This window comes from Vibrio sp. OPT18 (assembly GCF_015163615.1).
Classification (GTDB): Bacteria; Pseudomonadota; Gammaproteobacteria; order Enterobacterales; family Vibrionaceae; genus Vibrio; species Vibrio coralliirubri.
The window spans coordinates 176,326-201,344 of the sequence record NZ_JADDYK010000028.1 but is presented as its reverse complement, the minus strand read 5'-3'; the positions used below and the strand labels follow the sequence as shown (position 1 = coordinate 201,344).

Here is a 25,019-nt window from a genome sequence, read left to right as displayed (position 1 = left end):
ATCTACTGTCTTACTTGCTGCCTAACAAGCTAGAAGCTCTAAAAGAAGCTGAAAGCAAAGAGCCAGCTGAACAGACTATTCGTCCTAAGAAGATCGAAGAACCTGCTCTGAAAGGCTTTGCAGCTCCTGCTCAATCAGCACCGACCCCTGCTCCAGCACCTAAAGCTGTAGAAGCGAAGAAAGCTGAACCAGCAGCGACTCAAGAACCAGGCCTAATTGGTCGTTTCTTCAAAGCTATCGGTAGCTTCTTATTTGGCTCTTCAACTCAAGAAGAGAAAAAAGAAGAAGAGAAGAAAGAAGAAGAGAAACCTAAAAACAATCGCAACAACGGCAACCGTCAACGCCGTGATCGTAACGATAACCGTCGTCGTAACCAACGTGGTGAGCGTGGCGAACAGCGTAACGACCGTGGTGAACGTGGCGACAATCGTAACGAAAACCGTGACAACAAACGCCGTCGTAAGCCAGCTCGTGATGAGAAGCCTGAAGAGCAAAAAGAAGCAGCTCCACAGCAAACTCGTCAGCCTCGCAAGCCTAAGCAAGACCGTCGCAACAAGCCACGTGATGAGCAGAAGCAACGCGAAGAGCAAGCACCATCTAAATTAGCAGAAGAAGGTCTACAGCTAGCAGCAGAAGCACAAGCTGGTAAACCGGAAGCGCCTAAGGCTAAACCTGAAGCGAAAGCAGCTAAGATTAAAGAGCGTCGTCAGCGTCGTAAACTGAACAAGCAAGTTCGTGTTAAAGACCAACAAGCTCAAGCTGAAGATAATGCTTCAAAAGAGCAGGTTATTGCTAAAGAACTATCTGCTTCAAAAGAACAGTCAGTAGCTCAAGAGCAAAAAGTTGCGGAACAAGTAGAAGCAACTCAAGCGAATGCAGAGCAAACTGAACAGGAAGAGCCGAAACAACGTCGTAACCGTCGTTCTCCACGTCACTTACGTGCAAGTGGTCAACGTCGTCGTCGCGGTCGTGATCGTCGCCCTAACCCATTCCGCCTACGTAAAGGTGGTGTAGCTTCTCCAGAGATGGCTATGGGTAAAGTGATGCCTCGCTTCATTCCAAAACCTCACCACAAGCAGGCAAAACCTGAAGTGGCTGAAGTTCAAGTAGCAGCTGAAGCTCAAACATCTGTTCAAGAGCAGAATGCTGCTCTAGAGACGGCACCACAAAGCAACGTAGCAATGGCTGGCGGCTTCGCATGTCCTGAACTAGCTATGGGCAAAGTGATTATCCGTCGCGAAGAAGCTGCTGTTGAAGCTCAAGTAGCTGAGACTCCTGCTGTAGTTGAAGCTCCTGCAGTCGTTGAAGAAGCACTAGTGGTTGTTGAAACTGCGAAAGTTGAAGCTCCAGTGATTGCAGAAGTGACGAAAGTTGAAGCGCCTATTGTAGCCGAAGCTGTGCAAGCAGAAGCAACCCCAGTTGTTGAAGCTGAAGCGCCTAAAGCTGAAAGTGCAAAAGTTGAAGAAGCACCTGTTGTAAAAACAGAAGCTCCTAAAGCGGCACCAAAGGCAGCAGTTGCTAAGAAGCAAGCCGGCTCACCAATGACTAAAGCTCCTGGTCCTCAAGAGATCAAAGAGATTGAAGTGATTGCAGCTCCGTTCCGCACTGAACGTTTTGTATCGAAAGGTGCAGGCAGTCAGGCAGCGTCGAACAAAGCTGGCGCGGCGATGACTAAGCCAAACTACTAGTGATTACTGATAGATAATCGCAAGTAAATAGAATCAAAGGCTGCTTATTAAAGCAGCCTTTTTCATATCTACTAATCGAATAAAAATTAACAGATATATTACTCAAAGTTAGGTTCAACCTTGAACTTAATCACATTTTTGGGTAGCATTCGCGCACTTATCTTTTCGACACTTCGCTATTGCCGCTCTTTTCCATCACTGTTTGGCTACGCAATACACCCGTGTCGGTAAATCCATCTTAAGCATAGCTGAGCAAACATGTTCGAATTCCCACAATTTTCAAAGCACTCTGTAAAGAATGACGTGCTTTCAGGTCTTACAGTAGCCCTAGCTCTGGTACCTGAAGCTGTAGCATTCGCCTTTGTTGCTGGCGTTGACCCAATGGTTGGTCTTTACGCAGCATTCATCGTAGGTTTAATCACTTCTGTCTTTGGCGGTCGTCCAGGTATGATTTCTGGTGCAACTGGCGCAATGGCCGTGGTAATGGTGAGCCTAGTGGCAACCCATGGTGTTCAATATCTATTCGCAGCCGTTATGCTGGCTGGCCTTCTGCAAATTGCAGCGGGTGTATTTAAACTAGGTAAATTTATCCGTATCGTTCCACACCCAGTAATGATTGGTTTCGTGAACGGTTTGGCCATTGTTATCTTCCTAGCTCAACTTGGTCAATTTAAAGCGCCAGACGTAACAGGTGCGTTGACTTGGTTACCAAGCGGTCAAATGACACTAATGCTAGGTCTAGTAGCCCTTACAATGGCTATCATCCACTTCCTACCTAAGCTAACAACAGCAGTACCATCTTCATTGGTTGCTATTGTTACAGTAACGGCTTTGGTTGTGGGTCTTGACCTTGAAACTCGCACTGTTGTCGACTTCCTACGTACCATGTCTGGTGACGAAGCTGCTACGCTAGCGGGCTCTCTACCAACATTCTCAATTCCTGCTGTTCCGTTTTCTTTAGAGACACTACAGATCATCCTGCCTTACGCAATTATCCTTGCGGCTATCGGCCTGATTGAATCTCTGCTGACACTGACAGTACTAGACGAAATGACAAACACTCGTGGTCAATCAAACCGTGAATGTGTTGGTCAAGGTATGGCTAACGTAACGTGTTCTGTATTCGGTGCGATGGGTGGTTGTGCGATGATCGGTCAATCGATGATCAACGTGAACTCAGGTGGTCGTGGTCGTCTTTCAGGTATTGTAGCGGCAGTTGCACTACTGATGTTCATCCTGTTCGGTTCTGCACTGATTGAAATGATTCCTCTAGCAGCACTTGTGGGCGTAATGTTCATGGTTGTTATCGGCACATTTGAGTGGGCTACTTTCAAGCTTGCGCGTCGCGTTCCGAAACAAGACTTCTTCGTTATCGTTCTTGTTACCGTGGTAACCGTACTGACTGACCTTGCTGTAGCAGTAGGTGTTGGTGTTGTAGCTTCAGCGCTAATGTTCGCTTGGCAACATGCTAAACACATCTACGCAGATACATCAGTAAACGCTGAAGGCTCAAAAGAGTACAAAGTTAACGGCCCAATCTTCTTTGGTTCGACGGCTAACTTCCTAGAGTTGTTTGACGCTTACAACGATCCACAAGATGTAATCGTTGATTTCGCAAACTCACGCGTGACTGACCACTCTGCTATTGAAGCGATCGACACGATTGCTGACCGTTACGCGGCGCTAGGTAAAACACTTCACCTTCGCCACCTAAGCCAAGACTGTGTTGCTATGCTGCACAAGGCAGGTAGCTTAGTTGAAGCGAACGTTGCAGAAGACCCAATCTACAAAGTAATGTCTAAGTAATCTTAGCTGTAGCTTTAAGTTAGATTTAGAGAGGCCGACATTCAATGTCGGCCTTTTTTATACCTATCGGTCAGCCCTTGCGCTGATCACCAAAAGACGAACATTGTTCCTACACTACATTGAACGCAGTATCGCTTCGCTAGACTCTTCGATTAAGTCCAACACCAATTCAAAGCCATTTCCCTCACCATAATACGGATCGGGGATCTCTTGATATTGTGACTCTCCAAAGCTCAAAAATAGCGCAAGCTTGTATTGGAGGTGAACTGGGCACTGGCTCATTAAGTCATCTAGATTCGCCCTATCGGCCACGAGTATCAGGTCAAATTCTTCGAAGTCATTATCTACCACTTTACGAGAAGTTATCCCCTTAAAGCTGTAGCCTCGCTTCTCTCCTGCAAATTTCGAACGCGAGTCTGGCGGGTTGCCTTGATGAAAACCAATCGTCCCTGCAGAGTCGACCACAACATCAATACCCAGCTGTTGCGCTTTCTTCCTTAGCACCGCTTCACCTGTTGGCGAACGGCAAATATTCCCCATACAAACTACGAGTATCTTTTTCATCCCTAATCACCTGTTCTTCCGATGGTTTTTGCTATCGTTAAGTTAGGCTATGATAGGCGCAATCACAACTTAAAAGGATTTGTTATGTCGACTGAAGACAACAAAGAACAACGCCACAAAGCAAGACAACAGAAAGTAAAAGAACAAGTCGATGCTCGTGTCGCTGCAGCACAAGAAGTAAAAGGCCTATTGCTGGTTATCACTGGTAACGGTAAAGGTAAATCAACATCCGGTTTTGGTACGATTACGCGTGCGGTTGGTCATGGTAAGAAGTGTGCCGTCGCTCAGTTTGTAAAAGGAACATGGGATAACGGCGAAAAGAACGTTCTCCAAAAGCTCGATGTAGAGTTCCAAGTGATGGGCACTGGCTTTACTTGGGAAACTCAAAACAAGGCTCAAGATATCGAAGCCGCACAGCGCGTGTGGAAAGAGTGTCAGCGTATGCTAGCCGATGAGTCAATTGATGTGATTCTGTTTGATGAACTGACTTACATGGTGAGTTACGGCTACATTGAACTGGATGAAGTAGTAGAAGCTCTAAACAACCGTCCGAAAATGCAGTCCGTGATCATTACTGGCCGTGGAGCGCACCGCACTTTAACGGACATGGCCGATACCGTGTCTGAAGTTCGTAACGTTAAACACGCTTTCGAGTCTGGTGTAAAAGCGCTTCAAGGCGTTGACTGGTAATCGCACTCAACCAGAGATCCCCGACTCGGTCATTCTTCCCTCTTTAGGATGACGACTACTAGGCGCTGTCTCGCCCTTGAACAAAGGATTAGACCTGTCGTCATCCCCTAGAACGAGTGACGCGTGTCATAGGGAATCTCTCGAAAGTATTATAAGCACCCAAACAAAAGCGCCATTCCTACAGTAGGAATGGCGCTTCTTTTATATACGAGTTAGAAACGTTTAGTTAAAGAAACCTTTCAATAAACCATCAACTGCTTCTTTGGTTTTCTCGTCTTTGATCTTGTCCGTTAGCTTGTTCACACCACGGTCAATTTCTTTCTGCGCTTTCTGCTTCAACACATCATCAAAAACAAGTGCAAATTTCGGGTCAGCCCATTGGCCGGTTACCTTAATTGGGATCGTCACATCTTTCAGGTCGTCGATACTCTTACCACCCTGACCTTCAAGTGAACCCACAATTGATGTACGTACAAGGAAATCGACCGTTTCATTGATGAAGTTTGCTTTACCTTGACCAGTAACGCGCAGTAGTGGTGATTGTGCCGACAAGTCGTTCGTTGAAACCCAACCTTTATCCACTTTCAGTGTCGCTTTCATTGCACTGAAGTCCGTTTTTTGAGCTTCATTTGTGCTTTCAACTTTCTCGCCCTTGATCTTAGCGTAGTTTTCTCGAATCAGTTGAGCTACGTTGATGCCGTTAACCGCACCATCTTCAAAGTTAATCGCGATAGTACCGACAAGGTTCTTCTTGATTCCTGTTGGAGTTAAGCTCTTACCTTTCACGTTAACATCGATATTACCGGTACCTTCCAGCATATCGTTATCTGCAACATCAACCAGTAACGGTTGTACTTTCACGCCTTTGATTTTCTTCTTAGCCGTGTAAGTCGCTGGTGTTTTACGAGCGTCTAGCTTAGCCGTAGCTGAAATAGAACCTTGGTAAAGATTCGAGGTGAATGAAGTTAGCTCTGCGATACCACGGTTAACCGAAAATGCCGTTTTAACATTCTGCATCTTCGCGTTGTTCGCCTTGAACTTATCAATCGTGATGTCACCTTTCACGTCTAACGTTTTCAGAGCCGACAGATCAGGTTCCACTTCTTTAGCAGGAGCTGAACTACCAGAGTTTGACGTTGAGCCACCAGCAGAACCAGAAGGAGCAGTGCTCGCTGTTTCTGTTGTATTGCCTAAGCCTAGGAATTCATCTAAATCAATATTCGGGCTATGAAGAGAGAAACGAACCTTTGGTATTTCAGATAGGGTTACGTCTGCTTTACCATCTAATGCAATAGCGTTAGCTTGTAGCTTCTCTAACACAAAGCTCAGGTGGCTCTTGTTAAGATCGAAGCTTAAGTCAGACAGCATGTCGACTTTCATTGGAGACTGAGGAAGCGTGTCGCCTTTGAATGTTGAGTCTAACGTTAATTTGTTCAGCGTTACTTTTGAAATCGCGCTATCAACCGTAAGTTCACCGCCACCTTTAAGATCAAGGTCAAGGCCAGCCGCGTTACCGATTACAGCGTAAGTCAGTTGGTTTACCTTATCGAACTCAAACGTATTCAAACCAATTTTTGCTGACTCAATCGACGTCGATGGATCATTGAACTTAGCGTTTAAGTCAATATTACGAAGTGCGTAACTTGCGAAGCCTTCAGCTAACTTGAATTCTGCGCTACCTTGTGCAGAGAACTTCTGTTGGTTGTTTTCACCAGAAGCCGCAAACGTCGCGGTTGTCCATGTATCAACGGCAAACTCAGAAAGATTCAAAGACACATCGTATAGCTTAGTGAATGAACCCGCTTGCTTGTCGTCCATTTCAAACAATGCGTTTGATACAGTTACACCTGCAAGGTTGATCGTCCAACCCGATGCGTCTGTGGTAGTTTGCTCTTGAAGGGCAGGCGCTGATTCAGAACTTGTGTCTACTGCTGGCTCAGATTCTTGAGGCGCTGACGCTTGCGTTAGTGCATCAATGTTCTTACGACCATCTTTAAGCGTTTCTAAATAGAATTCTGCACCATCTAGAGTAATGTTGCCGATCTCTAGTTGGTTGCTAAATAGCGGAGTAACAGAAACATCAACGCCAACCGTATCAACCTTAAATAGGTTTGGTTGGGTGAACCCTTCAGGGTTACGTAATTCAGTTTGACCAAGTTCAAAGCCAATGGATGGGAAGAATTGCCAGCTGATATCACCCTCGATCACGAGCTCTAGGCCTGTGTGTTTTTGGGCTTGTTCGACAATTAATGGCTTAAATTGGTTGGGATTCACTAACAGCACTAGTGCCAGAATTGCTGCAACGACAACAAACACTGGTACAGCTATGAAAATGAGTAGTTTCTTCATCCGCATATTCCTTGCTTAGATTCCAAAAGAAAGTGGCACTATAAAAGTGCCACTGATTCGGTAAAAAATAAAGCTAAGTGAGTCACTTAGGCAAAATTTTATTCGATTAAGACTTCAACAACTTCGCAATGTGCGCTTTTAGTACATCAATCGCAATACGGTTTTTACCACCACGAGGAACGATGATGTCTGCATGTTGTTTTGAAGGCTCGATAAACTGCATGAACATTGGACGAACTGTTTCTTGGTATTGCTTAAGTACAGTGTCCATTGTACGACCACGCTCTTCTACATCACGCTTAACACGGCGTAGTAGACAGATGTCTAATGGTGTATCCATAAACACACTTGCGTGCATTAGTTTACGAAGACGCGGGTCTGTTAGAAGCAGAATACCCTCTAAAATGATCACTTTCTTTGGAGTAAGTGTAGTCGTTTCAGAAGTACGTGTGTGCTCTGTGTAGCTGTATTCAGGAACTTCTACGGCGTTGCCACTCATTAGCTGCTGTAGATGTTCACATAAAAGATCATGATCTAGTGCATTTGGGTGATCGTAGTTAGTTTTAACACGCTCTTCCATACTCAAGTGGCTTTGGTCGCTGTAATAGCAATCTTCCGTGATAACACCAATTTGATGGTCGCCTACTTTTTCGCGCAATTCATTATAAATTGTACTAGCAATCAGACTTTTTCCTGAAGCTGAAGCGCCAGCGATACCTACGATGACACATTGATTATTATCAGACATTAATTTTGCACCCGATATGGTTTGGTGGTGGGAAGAGATAAACCGCCTGATTATAGGGGCTAAAGCACATAGATTCTAGTCGCCATTTTAGCTAATTGCAGTCAAATTGATGATATCAATGCATTTAATGAATACAATCGTTTGCTTTCAAATAACTTGCCTACAACTATTTGCACAACCCCAATGGCTATCAGCCTAAATCCAAGCGTTGTTTATCTAATCCAACATGATTAACACAACTTTTTGATTATCTTTCGCTATTCAACCAAAGAAAAGTTAATCGCCTCTGGTCTCGCCTTACCGGTCCAGAACATCTTCGCAGCCACATTCTCAGCAAGCTCTAGGTAGTGACGTGTATGCTCACTGTCTGGACGACGAATCACCGTCGGACAACCTGCATCGATGTCTTCTCGCACATCAATATGAAGAGGGATCTGTGCCAAAATATCGAGGTAAAACTCTTCTGACATGGCTTCAGCACCACCAGCACCAAAGATATGCTCTTTCTCACCACAGTGACTACAAATATGATAGCTCATGTTTTCAACTAAGCCTGCCACTGGCACGCTTACCTTATCGAACATCGCTACGCCTTTACGCGCATCCGCTAATGCCAAATCTTGAGGAGTGGTCACCACTACTGCGCCCGTCACTGGGATCTGTTGCGATAACGTCAGCTGAATATCACCGGTGCCCGGTGGCATGTCGATAACAAGGTAATCCAACTCTGGCCATACAGTTTCATTAACTAGCTGCCCCAAAGCCTTCGCTGCCATAGGGCCACGCCAGATTGCCGCATCGTCTTTCGACACAAGATAGCCAATAGAGTGAGTGAAAATGCCATGTGCCTCGATTGGCATCATCCATTTGTTGTTCTGTACTTCTGGTTTCGCGTCTAGTTGGCCGAGCATCATAGGCACTGATGGACCGTAGATATCCGCATCCAACAAACCCACTTTTGAACCAGACTTAGATAACGCGAGCGCAAGGTTTACTGAAGTCGTTGATTTACCCACCCCACCCTTTGCCGACGTCACAGCGATAATATTCTTAACACCCTTCAATGGCGTCGCGACTGTGGTTTCTAGCGCAGACGGCTTCACTTTTACTTCAAACTGAAAAGCGCTAACAAGCTGTTGTTCAATCTGAGAGTGGATCCACTGTTCCAATTCAACCGCAAGCTGATTAGCAGCAAAAGGCAAGGTGATAACAAATGATCCACGCGGATCAACCGATACAATATTTTGGTGTAGCGCCCACTCTGGGATGAGGATTGGTGACTCGAACTCATTCAACCATGAACAGAAATCTTGCTTAGAAGTAAAGTTACGCATTGGGGCTCCTTTTTTTATTTATGCTATCACCCACGAGATGAAGACTGAACCCCTAAAAAACTAGGGGAATCCTTTGTCTGATACCTTGGCGTATCACACGTTATAAAGTAGTATTACCTCTCAAATTTATACCTATCAAAAAAGCGAATTATTAAGTATGGCAACTGATCCAAGACAACTTTTGGTAACTTGTGCGCTTCCGTACGCTAACGGCTCTATTCACCTTGGCCATATGCTTGAGCATATCCAAGCTGATATCTGGGTTCGATACCAGCGTCTACGTGGCAACACTGTAAACTTCATCTGTGCTGACGATGCTCACGGCACGCCAATTATGCTTAAAGCTCAACAGATGGGTATCACGCCAGAAGAGATGATCGCTGCTGTTAGTGAAGAGCACCAAAAAGACTTCGCTGGCTTTGATATCAGCTTTGATAACTACCACAGCACACACAGCGAAGAGAACCGTGAACTGGCTTCGCACATCTACCTAGAACTGAAAAAGAACGGCTTCATTTCTAGCCGTACTATTTCTCAGCTTTTCGATCCTGAGAAAGAGATGTTCCTACCAGACCGCTTCGTAAAAGGTACTTGCCCTAAGTGTAAGTCAGAAGACCAGTATGGTGATAACTGTGATAACTGTGGTGAGACATACAGCCCAACTGAGCTAATTAACCCTAAATCAGCGGTTTCTGGCGCAACTCCAGTAATGAAAGACTCTGAGCACTTCTTCTTCGACCTACCTCAGTTCGAAAGCATGCTTAAAGAGTGGACTCGTTCTGGCTCTCTACAGAATGAAACTGCAAACAAAATGCAGGAATGGTTTGAGTCTGGTCTGCAACAGTGGGATATCTCACGTGATGCACCTTACTTTGGCTTTGAAATCCCAGGCGAAAAAGACAAGTTCTTCTACGTATGGCTAGACGCACCTGTTGGCTACATGGCTTCTTTCAAGAACCTATGTGACAAGCGTGACGATCTAAACTTCGATGAATACTGGAAGAAAGACAGCACAACTGAACTTTACCACTTCATCGGTAAAGACATCGTTTACTTCCACAGCCTATTCTGGCCAGCAATGCTAGACGGCGCAGGCTTCCGTAAGCCAAACAACGTATTCGTACACGGCTACGTAACAGTGAACGGTGCGAAGATGTCTAAGTCGAAAGGCACATTCATCAAAGCAAGCACGTACCTAAACCACCTAGACCCTGAATGTCTACGTTACTACTACGCTGCGAAACTAAACAGCCGCATCGATGACCTTGACCTTAACCTTGAAGACTTCACTCAACGTGTAAACGCTGACGTAGTAAACAAGATTGTTAACCTAGCTTCTCGTAACGCTGGCTTCATTACTAAGCGTTTTGAAGGCAAGCTAGCTGCTGAATTTGCAGAGCCTGAGCTATACAACGAATTCGTTGCTGCTGCTGAGCGTATCGGTGAGCTATACGAAACTCGTGAATTCAGCCGTGCTATCCGTGAAATCACGGCACTAGCGGATAAAGCTAACCAGTACATCGACGAAAAAGCACCTTGGGTTCTTGCAAAAGAAGAAGGCAAAGAAGCTGAGCTTCAACAAGTTTCTTCTGTAGGTATTAACCTATTCCGCGTACTGATGGCTTACCTGAAACCAGTAATGCCAGAGCTTGCAGCTCGCACTGAAGCTTTCCTAAACGAAGAGCTAACGTGGGAAGCGATTGCTACTCCGTTAACTGATCACGAGATCACTAAGTTCAAAGCGCTATTCAACCGTATTGATCCTAAGAAAGTGGAAGCAATGGTTGAGTCTTCTAAAGAAGATGCAGCCGCTGAAGCAGCAGCGAAAGAAAAAGCAGAAGCTGAAAAAGAGCAAGCAAGCCAAACTGAGCTAGACAAAGAGCCAATCGCAGACGAGATTGAGTTCGATGCCTTTGCAGCAGTAGACATGCGTATTGCTCGTATCATCTCTTGTGAAGAAGTACCAAAAGCGAACAAACTACTGAAGTTCCAACTGGACATCGGTGGTGAGACTCGCCAAGTATTCTCTGGTATCAAATCAGCATACAAACCTGAAGAGCTAGAAGGCAAGCTAACTGTAATGGTAGCCAACCTAAAGCCTCGTAAGATGAAGTTTGGTATGTCTGAAGGCATGATCCTAGCAGCGGGCCCTGGCGGCAGCGACCTATGGATCCTTGAGCCACACGAAGGTGCTCAACCTGGTATGCGTGTAATGTAATTCTGACTCCAGTCAGATAACAAGCACCCATCACTAAATCCCTAATGCATTTTTGACTTGAAAGAGTGAATCAGCATTGGGGATTTTTTATATCTACCGAAAATTAGCGTTCTCTGTTAGAGTCGCCGTCAACTATGCTATGTAGAGTAGAAATTGGTTCGTCGACAAAAATAGGCTAAACCAACACCTCTTTACTCTAAAACCCTTTTTAGGAATTCCCAGTGACTAACAACGAAATCTTGCGTCGTATTCAACACGCACTAAACCTTAAAAATGCACAAATCATCAAAGCTATCGAACAAGCTGATGTGACCGTTGCTCATGACCAAGTGATTAACTGGCTAAAAGACGACAACGACAAGTCATGCTCTAAGATGAAAGATAAAGAGTTAGCGGTATTCCTAAATGGTTTTATCAACCTTAAGCGTGGCAAAAAAGAAGGCGAGCAACCTAAACCTGAAGTTGCGCTGACGAGCAACATGATTTTCATGAAGCTTCGTATCGCATTAAACATGAAAGCAGAAGATGTTTTGGACGTACTAGAAGTGGTTGGCATTAGCTTGAGCAAATACGAAATCGGCGCTTACTTCCGCAAGCCAGAAAACAAAAACTACAAAGTGTGTGAAGACCAACTACTTTGCGATTTTCTAAACGGCGTGCAATTTACCAACCGCCCAGACTCAGAAGAGTTTGCGGGGTAAGTTACTATCCTAGATAAATTTTAAGTTGCTACACATAGATAAATTACTCGTCATAGGTAAGTAACTGACCCACGGATAATTTTCTAGCAACGACAGATAAATAAAAAGCGGCGAGATAATTGAATTATCTCGCCGCTTTTTCGTTTTCTTTACGTCACTGACTAAACAGGAACAACAATAGTAAATCTATGGCTTAGCTGTCGTCTTCAGTGAAGTTCGTTGGTAATGTCGTTTTCATTTCATTCCAAACTTGTGCACTTGCGATACCGTAGTTACGAATCACTAATGGCAAAGTTTCTCGCTCGCCACTTTCACAGATAATGAACAGCTCTTTATAAAAGTCCATCGCTAAACGTCGTGCTTCTGGGTTAGAGAAGTAGTAGCTACCGATACGGTCATACAGTTTACGCACACCGTTAAAGATCAGGCCATAAATCTGGTTGCCTGAGTGGAATGCCAAACGTTGGAAAAGCATGTAATCATAGAAGTTGAAAGTCTTCGCGACTAAGATCGTCTGACGTTTCGCTTCGTCTTTTTCTGAATCTTCTTTTACCGCTTGTTTGATCTTGTCAGCGTATGGCGACGATTCTAGGAACTCATCCCAAGTTGGTGCCGCAAGTAGCGCTTCACAAGATTCAATTACGTTACTGATAGTACGCTCTGAAGCTTCTTTGTTTGCTTTGAATGCATAACGCATAAAGATCGGGCTGATATTAGTACGAGCAGCAAGCAGGTCTTCTACCATTTTGCTTGCGTTATCAACGTCCAACGTCATTAGCGTATCAAGGATATGAAGACCTGAGGTTTCCATAAACTGGTTAACTTTAGTGGGTTTGCCGTGTTGGATTGTCAACCAACCATCACGAGCAAGACGTTGTAGTACTTCACGAAGCGTAGTACGTGTAACACCAATCAGCTCAGAAAGCTCACGCTCTGCGGGCAAGATAGAACCTGGAGGGAAACGGCCATTCCAAATACTTTCAATGATATACTTCTCTGCAAATCCTGCCGGGCTCTTCGCCTTAATGACCATCTACACTTCAATCCAATTTAATTATTCTGTTCTAATTTACTCATCATACCACTAGTTCACACCTAGCGGAAACACCCTCAAAAATTTTACTCACCCTAAATACCATTAGAGTTATAACTCTAAAGTTCGGCACACGTTTGCACCTCAGGTTTGTAAAGCAAGCGACTCTAAACCACCATTTCAACAAACCGTTAACACAACAAATTTTCTTTAAAATCAATGAGATTGGTCATATTTTTAAAGCTATTAATTTGCAATATTAAGTTGTAATAATCATATATAAGCCGTCGTTATTCTGTAATTTTCAATCATTTCGCTGAAATATTGATTCTAGTCGGTTTTTATCACATTTTAAGTGGTATGCTTGCGCTACTTTGATCGCGTTTCTCAACAAAAAAGAGGTATTTTTAGTGCTACAGGGCTTTTCCTGTTGACTAAATGTTATCTAAGAGTAGAGTTGCGCTCAAAAATAAGCAGTGCTTGAGTTTCTAAGGGAGTGACTTGGCAAGACCACAGAACATTACATGGAATGTAGTTTTTCTAAGTCACTGTTAGTTATAGTTTTTAACAATTTCTATAGCTCGATTCTCAAAATGTTGTATTGCTTGTCTATTCATAATCAACATAAAAGAGTATTAACATGCCGATGTCTCTCGGAAACGCTTTTATCAAGAACTTCCTTGGTAAAGCTCCTGATTGGTATAAACTTGCCATCATTTCCTTTTTAATCATCAACCCGTTTGTTTTCTTCCTAGTTGACCCATTTGTTGCGGGCTGGCTATTGGTGGTTGAGTTTATTTTCACTCTAGCTATGGCTCTCAAATGCTACCCACTTCAACCGGGTGGTCTATTAGCTATTCAAGCAGTCGCCATTGGCATGACCAAACCAGAAATGGTTTATCACGAGCTGCAAGCAAACCTTCCTGTATTACTCTTGCTCGTATTCATGGTTGCTGGCATTTACTTCATGAAAGAACTGCTTTTGTTCATTTTCACGAAGATCTTGCTTGGCATCCAATCTAAAATTTTACTCTCTGTTGCCTTCTGTGTTGCTGCCGCTTTCTTATCAGCATTCCTAGATGCACTAACAGTAATCGCCGTAGTTATTAGCGTTGCGGTCGGCTTCTACTCTATCTACCACAAGGTTGCATCAGGCAAGGGCACAACGTCTTCGCACGATCATACTCATGATGAAGAGATCTCAGAGCTAACTCGTGATGACCTAGAAAACTACCGTGCTTTCCTACGTTCACTGCTAATGCACGCTGGTGTGGGTACAGCACTGGGTGGTGTAATGACCATGGTAGGTGAACCACAAAACTTGGTAATTGCTAAGCAAGCAGGTTGGGAGTTCGGTGAATTTATCATCCGTATGCTGCCAGTAACACTGCCTGTTTTCTTCTGCGGTATTTTAACTTGTGCGCTTGTCGAGAAATTCAAAGTGTTTGGTTACGGTGCTGAGCTGCCAATGAATGTTCGCCAAATCTTGGTTGAGTTTGACAACAAAGAACGTGCAAACCGCACCAAACAAGACGTAGCAAAACTATGGGTTCAAAGTGCAATCGCAGTTTGGCTGATTGTTGGCCTTGCGCTTCACGTCGCTGAAGTGGGTTTGATTGGCCTTTCAGTGATCATCTTAGCAACGGCATTTACTGGTGTAATTGAAGAGCACTCGATGGGTAAAGCCTTTGAAGAAGCACTGCCATTTACTGCACTTCTTGCTGTCTTTTTCGCTGTCGTTGCGGTAATCATTGATCAAGGGCTATTTAAGCCAGTGATCGATGCAGTACTTCACGTTGAAGATAAAGGCGCACAGCTCGCACTATTCTATGTGGCCAACGGTATTCTATCGATGGTTTCAGATAACGTGTTCGTCGGTACGGTTTACATCAATGAAGTGAAAACTGCACTGGTTGAAGGCATCATCACTCGTGACCAGTTCGACCTACTTGCTGTTGCTATCAACACAGGTACTAACCTACCTTCTGTTGCTACGCCAAACGGCCAGGCCGCATTCCTATTCTTATTAACATCAGCACTTGCTCCGTTAATTCGATTGTCTTACGGCCGCATGGTTATCATGGCGTTGCCATACACCATCGTATTGGCACTTGTTGGCCTAGCAGGCATTGTGTTCTTCGTAGAGCCAATGACAGCATGGTTCTATGATGCAGGTTGGATCATTCAGCGCACTGGTGAAGCTGTTGCTCCAGTTGTCTCTGGTGGTCACTAAGCTAAACACGGTGTCGCAAACGACATTAAGTATAACTAACTAATCAAAAATATTAGTTGATTAGGAAACTTATCCAAGATAAAAAGCTCTGAGTAATCAGGGCTTTTTCATTTTATAGACGGGATTAAATTCGTGAACTTTTTTGCAATGCTTAAAGACTTCTCTAAGGGACGTTTATCTTGGCTTTTACTGCTGGCTTTTATTGTCTTTTTTGAAGCGTGCGCTCTCTTCTTCCAACACGTGATGATGCTTGGCCCTTGCGTGATGTGTATCTATGAGCGCGTTGCTATGCTCGCTATCGGTGTTGCCGCCATGATTGGTGCTATTGCCCCGAATAACCCAATATCACGTTGGTTAGGCCTTGCTGGCTGGGGATTTGGCGCATATAAAGGTTTAACGCTGGCTTTAGAACACGTTGACTACCAGTTTAATCCGTCTCCTTTTGCTACTTGTGATCTGTTCGTGACCTTCCCAAGCTGGGCTCCTTTAAATCAATGGGCTCCGTGGATGTTTGAGGCTTACGGCGACTGCAGCAAAGTTGTGTGGCAGTTCTTAGAGCTTTCAATGCCACAGTGGCTGGTGATTATCTTCGCGGGCAACTTAGTTGCTTTCGGTTTTGTGGTTATTTCTCAATTCGTTAAATCAAAGAATGACTAACAATTAACTCATCATGTCCAGAAACGAAAAAGTCGACCCAAAGGTCGACTTTTTTATTACTTAAACTTTTTATCACTTAAGAAAGTCTGTTACTCACTCAAGCTAAGTTGCTCAACAAGCCGTGACTAGCTGTTTTTACCGCAGCATTGTTTAAACTTCTTGCCGCTTTCACAAGGGCAAAGGTCGTTTCGACCAATGTCTTTAAACGGGTTCACGCTCTGGGACTTATTGCCCAACATAGCTTCATCCGCTGCCATTGCCACTTCTGAGATCATCAGATCGACTTGACCCACTAAATCGGCAAGCGATGGCGGGTTAGTAAGTCCTGCAGCGATCATTTGCTGCTGAGTTTGCTCTTCATCAATCGCAAGCATCAAGGTTGTTAGAAGCGCTTGCAACATGCGTAGAGTGCCATCCGCGACTGTCACGCTCTGCCACTGCTCTTCCACTGTTGGCCAAACCATCATGAAGCCTTCAGAAAAATCGGCGAACTGTTCGTTAAAGTCACCTTCAGCCAGTACGTCTGTCAGTAGATATTCATTACGCTGAATCAGATTGTGTTGGCGATTAATCTGTTCTGTCACCGCTGTGACCAGCTTTTTACCCGCTTCAGGCGCAACGATAGCCAGCCACTCTTCTGGATCAAGTGGTTTGGTCGCTAAGTTGGAGGCAAGGATTGCACCTTCCATAAACTGCGGAGTAATGTCAGTGATTGATTCTGGTAGGCTTAATAATTGATATGTCATGAAAGCTCTGGATATTGGGCATTTTCGATATTATAACGCCATCCTCCCCAAGATGTCGCTATTAAGAGACGAAACCATCATTAAGACATACACTACACTCATAGTGACAATCCTGTAAGCACACCGTACAATCACGCCTCGAATTTTTCGGTTCACTCAGTTTCGGTAAAGCAGCATGCGCGTAATACTTGGCCCTATGGAGGGCGTTCTAGACCACCTAATGCGTGAAATTCTCACAGAGATTAATGATTACGATCTCTGTGTGACAGAGTTTGTGCGCGTCGTGGATCAACTTCTTCCCCCGCATGTGTTCCACCGTATTTGCCCTGAGCTACATCAAGGCTCTCAGACCATGGCTGGTGTGCCAATCCATCTCCAGCTTTTAGGTCAACACCCAAATTGGATGGCCGAGAATGCTTTTCAAGCTGCTAGCTTAGGCGCTAAAGGAATTGACCTTAATTTTGGTTGCCCAGCAAAGGCGGTCAACAAAAGTAATGGTGGTGCGTCACTGCTAAAAGAACCAGAGCTCATCTATCAAGTGGTGAATGCCTGTCGAGAAGCAGTACCTGCACACATTCCTGTATCCGCAAAGATTCGATTAGGTTGGGAGCATCCGGAAGAGTGCTTTGAAATCGTCGATGCCATCGAACAAGCAAAAGCTGACGAACTGACCGTGCATGCAAGAACCAAAGTTGGCGGCTATAAAGCCAGCGAAATCAAATGGGATTTCATCAATCAAATAAGAGAAAAAACGTCTCTACCGTTGATTGCTAATGGGGAAATCTGGAACTATCAAGATGGTCAAGATTGCATAGAAGCAACAGGCGTCGATTCATTGATGGTCTGCCGTGGTGCTTTCAATATTCCAAACCTTGGTAACGTCGTTAAGCACAACCACCAGAAAATGCCGTGGGATAAAGTCATTGAACTTTTGCTGCGCTATTCAGAGTTTCAAATTAAAGGGGACAAAGGCATGTACTACCCCAATAGAGTGAAGCAGTGGTTTGTTTATCTAAGTAAAGGCTACCCTGAAGCAAACGAACTGTTTAAAGAAATTCGTACTTTCAAGAAGGCGCCGCCGATTGTAGAACGCCTTCAGCGTTATCAAGAAGAACGCCGCCAACCTGTTTAAGATTATGTTTAGGGTTAAGCCCCTAACGATACAAACGTGTTTACCGGTGCAAATAAGCTTTGCTTGGTAGACACGTTCGCTCTTCCCTTTTTCATTTTCATACAAAGCATCGATTCAATAACGTAGTTAAAATTCAAGACGGTCTTTACCCGTCGTCTTGACCACGTACAGCTTTTCATCGGCGTACTTAAATATCTCTTCGAAGTTAAGCTTACTTTGCTCTGTTTCTACAATGCAGACACCACCAGATACCGTAAATCCATTTGGAATAATGTCAGCTGAAGTGGAACAAATCGCATTCTTCACTCGCTCTAATGTTCTCATCAGAGTTTCACGATCTTCGCCTTTCATGTAAACGACAAACTCTTCACCGCCAAACCGTGCTGCAACGTCACTGCTTCGAATACTGTTGCTGATCTGACGCGACATATAACGAATCACATCATCCCCCTTATCGTGGCCGTAGGTGTCGTTAATTGACTTAAAATCATCGATATCGAAGACGGTTAAGGCAAACAGTTGATCGTGCTCTACGCTGCGCCAGAACGCTTCTAAGCCGCGACGATTCAATAACCCTGTCATAGGGTCTTTGGCTGCGAGATCTTTGAAGTAACCACGTTCAATATTGGAATTGACGTAGAAGAAGATGGTTACAGAGAACAGATACACAATGATGGCAACAATAAGGCTGTCTTTCTCGTAGACGAAAAAGTGCTCAACCTCTTTCGCGATGTCTAACTCGTAATACATCGCATGGTGAGACGCGACACCATCCAGTTTGATCTCGTGATAAAAAGCCGCAGAATCTACCGGGGTCGCTAAAGTGGTATCAATGATATCAATCCGACCTGCAAGATGTTCATTAGAGTTTGCAAGCAGCTTGTCAGCATCAATATCAACCGAAAGCATCCCTTGATGCACACCTTGGTGGAACACTGGGATCGTCATACTGATCATTCGATCTAGAGACTCAAATAGATAAGCAGGGCCAGTTAGTGTTAATTGTTCTGGATTGTTGGCTGTTTTTTGCCAATAGGGACGACTTTTTATGGTTGAAAGCAATTCCTTGCTCAGTTTCTTAGCAAACCCTTCAGGCGAAGAGATCACATAACCACGCGTATCAATAAAGTGCACACCGTTATGGAACTCATCAAGTTGGGATAAGAATGAAAGAATTGGCGCAAGAGCAATCTTCTCAGATGCACTTTTGTAGCTGTCACTGGTTTCGGAACAAAGGGACTCTTCGCCGACCAACATATAGTCGATATCGACAGAAGGGATATCTGAGGTTTTACCATCAGCGAGAAGTAACACGTCGATCGGCCAAATTTGACAAAGGCCATCCACAACTTGTTTGTTGTGATCAAGAAAGAGAGGGTTCCCTGATTTGTAGTAGTTGGAGAAGCTGTAGTCTAGCGCTGTCACCACCTTTGTGGTTCGTTTGAACACCTCTTCAATACGTTGGAATTCGCTGCTGATGTCTTTCTTCACCAAATCAAAATGATTCTTTCCTATTAGGCCAAGTAACATTGCGGCGATCACAGCGGGAAACCCGAAGACAAAGGTTAGGCTAAAGTGCCTATTTACTTTCATATAATGTGCTCTTAGCGTTCAGCTATTTTCATTTACCCCATTAATATTATTACATTAATTGCTATTTTCCTCGAGGTAAAAGAGTGTAAATTGATATGAATCGAGCCTAAGTATTGAACAGACAATTCCTTTTATAAAACTAACCCTGCATTAAGCAGGGCTAGATGAGATTATTTAAGTCATTTTAAAATTCAACGATTTACCACATCAAAAATCTTTGCTTGCATCGCTGGAACAAGAATATCAACGGCACCGTTAGCAATCGGCAAGCTCTTCTCCTTGGCTTGCAAATTAACCAACTCTCCTTGCTCTTGTCCAAGCATCCACACAGGCAAAGACAATACCTTTTCGTCTTGGGATAGGTTGAGAACAACCAGTGTTTTTTCACCGTTGAGGCTGCGGGCGAACACTAACGTCTCAGCGTCACAATACAACTCGAGGTACGCACCACTTTGTAAGCTGCGACGTTCTGTTCTCAGTTTTATCAACGCTTGATGGAATGGGAACCAAGACGAAGACTCTTCCTCTCCCCATGGGAAGCACCTGCGGTTATCTGGGTCTTGTCCCCCTTCTAAACCGACTTCTGTTCCGTAGTATAAACACGGAGTTCCAACATAGGTAAACAGTAACGTCAAAGCCAGCTTTTGCTTAGCTTGGTCGCCCCCTAACAGCGTCAGTAAGCGAGCCGTATCATGGCTATCCAGTTGATTCAGTTGCGATAACTGATTCAACCAAGGAACCTTCGCTCTCGCTTCAGCTAACCAATCAGAGAAAGCGAACATATCAATGTCAATCGGCTCGTACGCGATGTCTTGTTTCGCCAACAGCGCACGAACTGGGTGAGCGAAGCCATAATAGTTCATAGACCCATCTTCTTGTGCGCCCTGTAGCCATGATGTGGCCTCAAAGAAATGCTCTCCCAAGATGTAGGTCTCAGGGTTCTCTGCTTTCGCTGAATTCCGAAATGCCTCTACATAATGCGCATTGTTATAAGCGCCCTCACCCTCGCCTAACATGTGAATCACATCGAAGCGCCAACCATCGACATTATAAGGCGCTTTCAACCAATGCTTTATCACAGAGTCTGGCGACTGATATATGTAATCTCGTACGGAAGCGTTAGAAAAGTTTAAGACTGGAAGCGAACTGATCCCTTTCCAACCGACATATTGCAGAGGGTTGTCAGGGTCGAAAAAGTAGTAGTCGTGAAATGCCGAGCCTGGGTGGTCATAGGCACCCGAGCCTGTCACTTTCAGCTTATCGAACCAAGGGTGCTCGACAGAGGTGTGGTTAAACACAGCATCCAGAACGACTCTCATATCACGCTTGTGGATGCCCTCTGAAAGTGCAGCGAACTCGTCATTGGTTCCAAAATGCGAGTCGATGTTGTAGTAATCCGTTGTGTCGTATTTATGATTACTAGGCGACTGAAAAATTGGATTGAGATACAGCGCGGTGATGCCTAGAGCTTGTAGATAATCTAACTTGCTATGAATGCCTGCGAGGTCACCACCGAAGAACTCTGCAGCCCCCGTTCCATTGTGTCCTTCTACAGAGTCGCCCCACTCTTTCACCACAACATCTAAGGTGTTTTCTTTTAGGCGATATTCCCCAGCTTTGACACTAATGCTCGGGTTTCCGTTACAAAAACGTTCAGGGAAGATTTGATAGAAGACTTGCTCTGACACCCACTCTGGTGGCTGATGTTGGCTATTAAATTTAAAGTGAAATTCGCGACTCGAAACACGGCTGTGAACGCCTTTCGCATCCAGCCAGTATTGCCCCTTTGAATCGACAAGCTTGAACGCATAGTGCGTAACACTTCTGTCGGTATTAACAGGAAAAGAGACCTGCCAAAGCGTCAACCGGCCTTGTGTACCCACCTTTGTCATATCGAGCAGATACTCTTCATTATCTGGCTCATGCCTCAACTGAACCTTATTCCAGTCATTGCGTTCAGACAATAATGTTACGGTCAATACGCCATCGTTTTCGTGGAAGTAATCAGAAGTTTGAGCATGAAAGATAAATGGTTTCATAGCGGTTCTCGAGCAATGTTCAATTTGCTTAAGATATGAAAAATTTCATTGACCACAATGAGAAAAATAACATCCGTTAAAGTAGATCACGTTTTGTAGATCCACTTTGTATACAGTAAGTCGATTTCTCTCAAAATGATCAATTGAGTCACCCATTTGAGAAAGGGATATCAAATTTGGAATTGCGCCATCAGCGGCTAATGACCGCACGATCAATCACAGACTGAGGCACTGTCACGCCAAGCTCACGTGCAGCATCTAGGTTGACCACCAGCTGAGAACTCTGCGCAGTTTTGACACTCAACTTCCCGGGCTTCTGTCCTTCCAGAATGGCTGCGACATAATCCGCGGTCTGAACCCCAACATCATAATAATCTAGACCTAAACCAGCAATCGCTCCCTTCCCGACATAAGACGTTGCTCCTGCAACCACAGGAGTGCCAGCTTGGTTTGCAGCGTCTATCAACCCCTCCATGCCGCTTGCAACCGTATTATCGGTCAAGGCATAGATAACATCAGACTTCTTAGCAATGGATTCTGCTTTTGCTTCGACATCGTCAACGGTCAACGCTTTTTCCGTGTGAAGTGTATAACCGAAATCTCGGGTCGCCTTTCTCAATAACCCAACTAACGCAACGGCATTCGCTTCAGCAGGGTTATAAACCACACCGATTGAACTTGCCTTAGGAAGAAGCTCTTTGATCAAAGAGACATGTTGAATGATTGGAGAGAGATCAGAAAGACCCGTGACATTTCGGCCCGGCTTTTCTAGCTGTTTGACCAGCCTAGCGCCGATAGGATCGGTTACCGCGGTAAACACGATAGGAATAGATCGAGTCGCCGACACTAAGGCTTGTGACGTCGGTGTCGCGATGCCTACCAATACATGGGGATTTTCACTGACGAGCTCTCTGGCAATCTTGGCTGCCTGAGCCGGGTTACCATTCGCCATTTCATAGGAGAATTCTAAGTTCTTACCGGGTTCATAACCCTTGGCTCTCAATCCTTCAAGAAGCCCTAAACGTGTCGCATTCAAATCTGGATGGTCGACAACTTGTGAAACCGACACTTTGGCAACGTTTGCCATTGCATTCCCAGCCCATAACAACATCAAGCAGCTTAAAACCGCTGCCAATACCTTTCTTACAGAACTCATTATCGCTCCCTGAGTCAAGCTCTACCCGTCATTACTCGCTCAAAGAGAACAACATCAAAATCACTATTGACATTATTACCAGTAACCATTGATAACTTGAAGTGATATTTAACAAAAATACAACAAGGCTCGAGTTATGTGAGAAAGGTTATATTGACTTCGGAGGAAGGTAAGAAACCAAGTGAATAAGGACAGGTAAGCTAAACGGAAAGCAAGCGAGGTAACAAGGAGAGGAGCAAATCTGAGAACAATCTATAGATGATGAATAGCTGTTCTCAGACAAGAGGGAGAGCTGGGATTCTTTAGAACCAACGCTCCATTGAGGATTTATCTAACTGACGAAAGGCACGATTTAAAATGATTGCCAATTCTTTATAGCGAGGGCGCGGCTTCATAGGCTCTAACGCAAAACCCGTTTCAGTGATCTTTTCATGCAGTTCGCGGTACCACGATACTAGCGCTGGCGGAAGTTGTGTATTTGAGCGATTGCCCAACCACCACATACCTTGAAGCGGCAAGCTGATTGCAAACAAAGCCATAACCACAGCCTGTGGCATCGCTTGGTAATTATTAAAGACCATTTGTGTAAGAACACTGATAGCGGCAATCGCAGGCATCACTTTCACGCCAAAACGGGTCGCTTTAATAATGCGCTGTTCTGGGAAGATCGCGTTTAACTCTTTTCGGACGGGCCAGAGATCCATGTACTTTTGGCCATCTTTTAAACTACTAGCTAAACCAACTCTATTGCTCATATGAGTCTCCCATTAAAAAAAAGTTGAAACCATCAACTAAAAACACAAAAATTTGACGAAAAATAATATTCTTTCAAATTTTTTTGTTATATTTGCACAATATCGCTATTATTTGCAGACCTCAATCTCATTGTTGCCCTTATTTACAATTTAAGCAACTTTGAGAAGACTTCTGCAAGGAATGCACAAGCCTCTTTTTGATAAAGAGCGCTTTCACTTTATACGGAAATTAACGTTTTTTTGACCAAGGTTAGTACGCAAGCCTATGTGCTTCGTCTATTCTTGAGATTAATTTTCATCCTTAACTGATTTCGATCAGAAAAATAAACAGGTAGTCATTAATGTCTAAGCTAGTTTTAGTTTTAAACTGTGGTAGTTCTTCTCTTAAATTCGCTGTTGTTGATGCAGAAACTGGTGCAGAGCACCTAACTGGTCTTGCTGAGTGTCTAGGTCTTCCAGAAGCTCGTATGAAGTGGAAACTTGATGGCAAGCATGAAGCACAACTAGGCGCGGGCGCAGCTCACGTAGAAGCACTATCTTTCATGGTAGAAACTATTCTTGCTTCTAAGCCTGAGCTTAAAGCTAACCTTGGCGCTATCGGTCACCGTATCGTACACGGTGGCGAGCAGTTCACTTCTTCTGCACTTATCACTGATGAAGTTCTTAAGGGTATTCAAGACGCTGCGACTTTCGCACCTCTTCACAACCCAGCTCACCTTATCGGTATCGAAGCGGCTCAACAGAACTTCCCTGGTCTACAAAACGTTGCTGTTTTTGACACTGCGTTCCACCAAACAATGCCTTCTGAGTCTTACCTATACGCTCTACCGTACAACCTGTACAAAGAGCACGGCATTCGTCGTTACGGCATGCACGGTACTTCTCACCTATTCATCACTCGCGAAGTTGCAGGCCTACTAAACAAGCCAGTTGAAGAAGTTAACATCATCAACTGTCACCTAGGTAACGGCGCTTCTGTTTGTGCAATCAAGAACGGTCAATCTGTAGATACTTCTATGGGTCTTACTCCTCTTGAAGGTCTTGTAATGGGTACTCGTTGTGGTGACCTAGATCCTGCGATCATCTTCCACCTACACGACGCTCTTGGTTACTCTGTTGAAGAAATCAACAACATGCTAACTAAAGAGTCTGGTCTTGCTGGTCTAACTGAAGTGACTTCTGACTGTCGTTTCGTTGAAGACAACTACGGTGAGAAAGAAGAAGCAACTCGTGCAATGGACGTGTTCTGTCACCGTCTAGCTAAGTACGTTGCTGGTTACACTGCAACTCTAGAAGGTCGTCTAGACGCAATCACTTTCACTGGCGGCATCGGCGAGAACTCAGGCCCAATCCGTGAAATGGTTCTTAACCGCCTAGGCATCTTCGGTATCGAAGTTGACGGTGAAGCTAACCTTAAAGCTCGTTTCGGAGGCGAAGGTACTATCACTACAGCTAACAGCCGTATCCCTGCAATGGTTATCTCTACTAACGAAGAGCTAGTAATTGCTGAAGACACTGCGAAACTAGCAGGTCTTTAATTGATTTTCCTGACTAGCTTCACTCGAAGCTAGTCAGTT

18 protein-coding genes and 1 pseudogene are annotated in these 25,019 nt (G+C 44.5%); 9 read left to right on the top strand and 10 right to left on the bottom strand.

Annotation, left to right across the window (positions count from 1 at the left end; all coding sequences use genetic code 11):
- Both IQQ51_RS26695 and IQQ51_RS05775 read left to right on the top strand, forming a co-directional pair.
- A pseudogene (locus tag IQQ51_RS26695) lies at window positions 1-1,688 on the top strand (ribonuclease E); the annotation flags it as partial.
- A 258-nt stretch (window positions 1,689-1,946) separates the two neighbouring features.
- A complete protein-coding gene (locus IQQ51_RS05775; protein WP_019823563.1) occupies window positions 1,947-3,494 on the top strand; it encodes a SulP family inorganic anion transporter in 1,548 nt (515 codons plus the stop codon).
- A gap of 114 nt (window positions 3,495-3,608) precedes the next feature.
- On the opposite strand, the gene IQQ51_RS05770 is transcribed toward IQQ51_RS05775, so the two are convergent.
- Complete coding sequence (locus IQQ51_RS05770; protein WP_193840573.1) at window positions 3,609-4,058, bottom strand: low molecular weight protein-tyrosine-phosphatase; 450 nt, start codon at window positions 4,056-4,058, stop codon at window positions 3,609-3,611.
- Between the two features lie 84 nt (window positions 4,059-4,142).
- Here IQQ51_RS05770 and cobO point away from each other — a divergent pair, with 84 nt between their 5' ends.
- Entirely contained in the window at window positions 4,143-4,748 is a 606-nt protein-coding gene (gene cobO, locus IQQ51_RS05765) for a cob(I)yrinic acid a,c-diamide adenosyltransferase (RefSeq protein ID WP_048610567.1), read from the top strand.
- 222 nt (window positions 4,749-4,970) lie between these two features.
- Here cobO and IQQ51_RS05760 read toward each other — a convergent pair whose 3' ends face one another.
- The 3 genes from IQQ51_RS05760 to apbC form a co-directional block, all read right to left on the bottom strand.
- Window positions 4,971-7,097: an AsmA family protein gene (locus tag IQQ51_RS05760; protein WP_193840572.1), complete on the bottom strand. Its 2,127-nt coding sequence runs from the start codon at window positions 7,095-7,097 to the stop codon at window positions 4,971-4,973.
- Between the two features lie 106 nt (window positions 7,098-7,203).
- Window positions 7,204-7,845 carry a uridine kinase gene (udk, locus tag IQQ51_RS05755; protein WP_004734002.1) on the bottom strand — a complete coding sequence of 214 codons (642 nt, stop codon included), beginning with the start codon at window positions 7,843-7,845 and terminating at the stop codon, window positions 7,204-7,206.
- Window positions 7,846-8,102: 257 nt separating this feature from the next.
- On the bottom strand, window positions 8,103-9,179 hold the full coding sequence (apbC, locus tag IQQ51_RS05750; protein ID WP_048613198.1) for an iron-sulfur cluster carrier protein ApbC: 1,077 nt from the start codon (window positions 9,177-9,179) through the stop codon (window positions 8,103-8,105).
- A 157-nt stretch (window positions 9,180-9,336) separates the two neighbouring features.
- Here apbC and metG point away from each other — a divergent pair, with 157 nt between their 5' ends.
- Both metG and IQQ51_RS05740 read left to right on the top strand, forming a co-directional pair.
- The gene (metG, locus tag IQQ51_RS05745; protein ID WP_017062160.1) at window positions 9,337-11,397 is read left to right on the top strand and encodes a methionine--tRNA ligase; all 2,061 of its coding nucleotides are present in this window, start codon (window positions 9,337-9,339) and stop codon (window positions 11,395-11,397) included.
- A gap of 221 nt (window positions 11,398-11,618) precedes the next feature.
- On the top strand, window positions 11,619-12,098 hold the full coding sequence (locus IQQ51_RS05740) for a DUF1456 family protein (protein ID WP_193840571.1): 480 nt from the start codon (window positions 11,619-11,621) through the stop codon (window positions 12,096-12,098).
- Window positions 12,099-12,291: 193 nt separating this feature from the next.
- Here the strand turns inward: IQQ51_RS05740 and fadR are convergent, their stop codons facing one another.
- Window positions 12,292-13,131, bottom strand: coding sequence for a fatty acid metabolism transcriptional regulator FadR (gene fadR / locus IQQ51_RS05735; RefSeq protein WP_193840570.1), 840 nt, complete (start codon window positions 13,129-13,131; stop codon window positions 12,292-12,294).
- Between the two features lie 640 nt (window positions 13,132-13,771).
- On the opposite strand from fadR, the gene nhaB reads away from it, so the two are divergent.
- Together nhaB and dsbB are read left to right on the top strand one after the other, a co-directional pair.
- Window positions 13,772-15,364 carry a Na(+)/H(+) antiporter NhaB gene (gene nhaB, locus IQQ51_RS05730; protein WP_048610560.1) on the top strand — a complete coding sequence of 531 codons (1,593 nt, stop codon included), beginning with the start codon at window positions 13,772-13,774 and terminating at the stop codon, window positions 15,362-15,364.
- A 147-nt stretch (window positions 15,365-15,511) separates the two neighbouring features.
- Entirely contained in the window at window positions 15,512-16,021 is a 510-nt protein-coding gene (gene dsbB / locus IQQ51_RS05725; protein WP_032545975.1) for a disulfide bond formation protein DsbB, read from the top strand.
- 125 nt (window positions 16,022-16,146) lie between these two features.
- On the opposite strand, the gene IQQ51_RS05720 is transcribed toward dsbB, so the two are convergent.
- Window positions 16,147-16,767, bottom strand: coding sequence for an SEC-C metal-binding domain-containing protein (locus tag IQQ51_RS05720; protein WP_193840569.1), 621 nt, complete (start codon window positions 16,765-16,767; stop codon window positions 16,147-16,149).
- Window positions 16,768-16,942: 175 nt separating this feature from the next.
- Here IQQ51_RS05720 and dusC point away from each other — a divergent pair, with 175 nt between their 5' ends.
- The gene (dusC, locus tag IQQ51_RS05715; protein WP_017069187.1) at window positions 16,943-17,899 is read left to right on the top strand and encodes a tRNA dihydrouridine(16) synthase DusC; all 957 of its coding nucleotides are present in this window, start codon (window positions 16,943-16,945) and stop codon (window positions 17,897-17,899) included.
- A 126-nt stretch (window positions 17,900-18,025) separates the two neighbouring features.
- Here the strand turns inward: dusC and IQQ51_RS05710 are convergent, their stop codons facing one another.
- The 4 genes from IQQ51_RS05710 to yfbV form a co-directional block, all read right to left on the bottom strand.
- Window positions 18,026-19,492 carry a GGDEF domain-containing protein gene (locus IQQ51_RS05710; RefSeq protein WP_193840568.1) on the bottom strand — a complete coding sequence of 489 codons (1,467 nt, stop codon included), beginning with the start codon at window positions 19,490-19,492 and terminating at the stop codon, window positions 18,026-18,028.
- Window positions 19,493-19,683: 191 nt separating this feature from the next.
- Window positions 19,684-21,531 carry a maltodextrin glucosidase gene (malZ, locus tag IQQ51_RS05705; RefSeq protein WP_193840567.1) on the bottom strand — a complete coding sequence of 616 codons (1,848 nt, stop codon included), beginning with the start codon at window positions 21,529-21,531 and terminating at the stop codon, window positions 19,684-19,686.
- Between the two features lie 190 nt (window positions 21,532-21,721).
- Entirely contained in the window at window positions 21,722-22,687 is a 966-nt protein-coding gene (locus IQQ51_RS05700) for an ABC transporter substrate-binding protein (RefSeq protein ID WP_193840566.1), read from the bottom strand.
- A 302-nt stretch (window positions 22,688-22,989) separates the two neighbouring features.
- Window positions 22,990-23,442, bottom strand: coding sequence for a terminus macrodomain insulation protein YfbV (yfbV, locus tag IQQ51_RS05695; protein ID WP_017062168.1), 453 nt, complete (start codon window positions 23,440-23,442; stop codon window positions 22,990-22,992).
- A 341-nt stretch (window positions 23,443-23,783) separates the two neighbouring features.
- Between yfbV and IQQ51_RS05690 the strand changes: the two genes are divergently transcribed.
- A complete protein-coding gene (locus IQQ51_RS05690; RefSeq protein ID WP_017107306.1) occupies window positions 23,784-24,980 on the top strand; it encodes an acetate kinase in 1,197 nt (398 codons plus the stop codon).
- Window positions 24,981-25,019 lie beyond the last annotated feature (39 nt).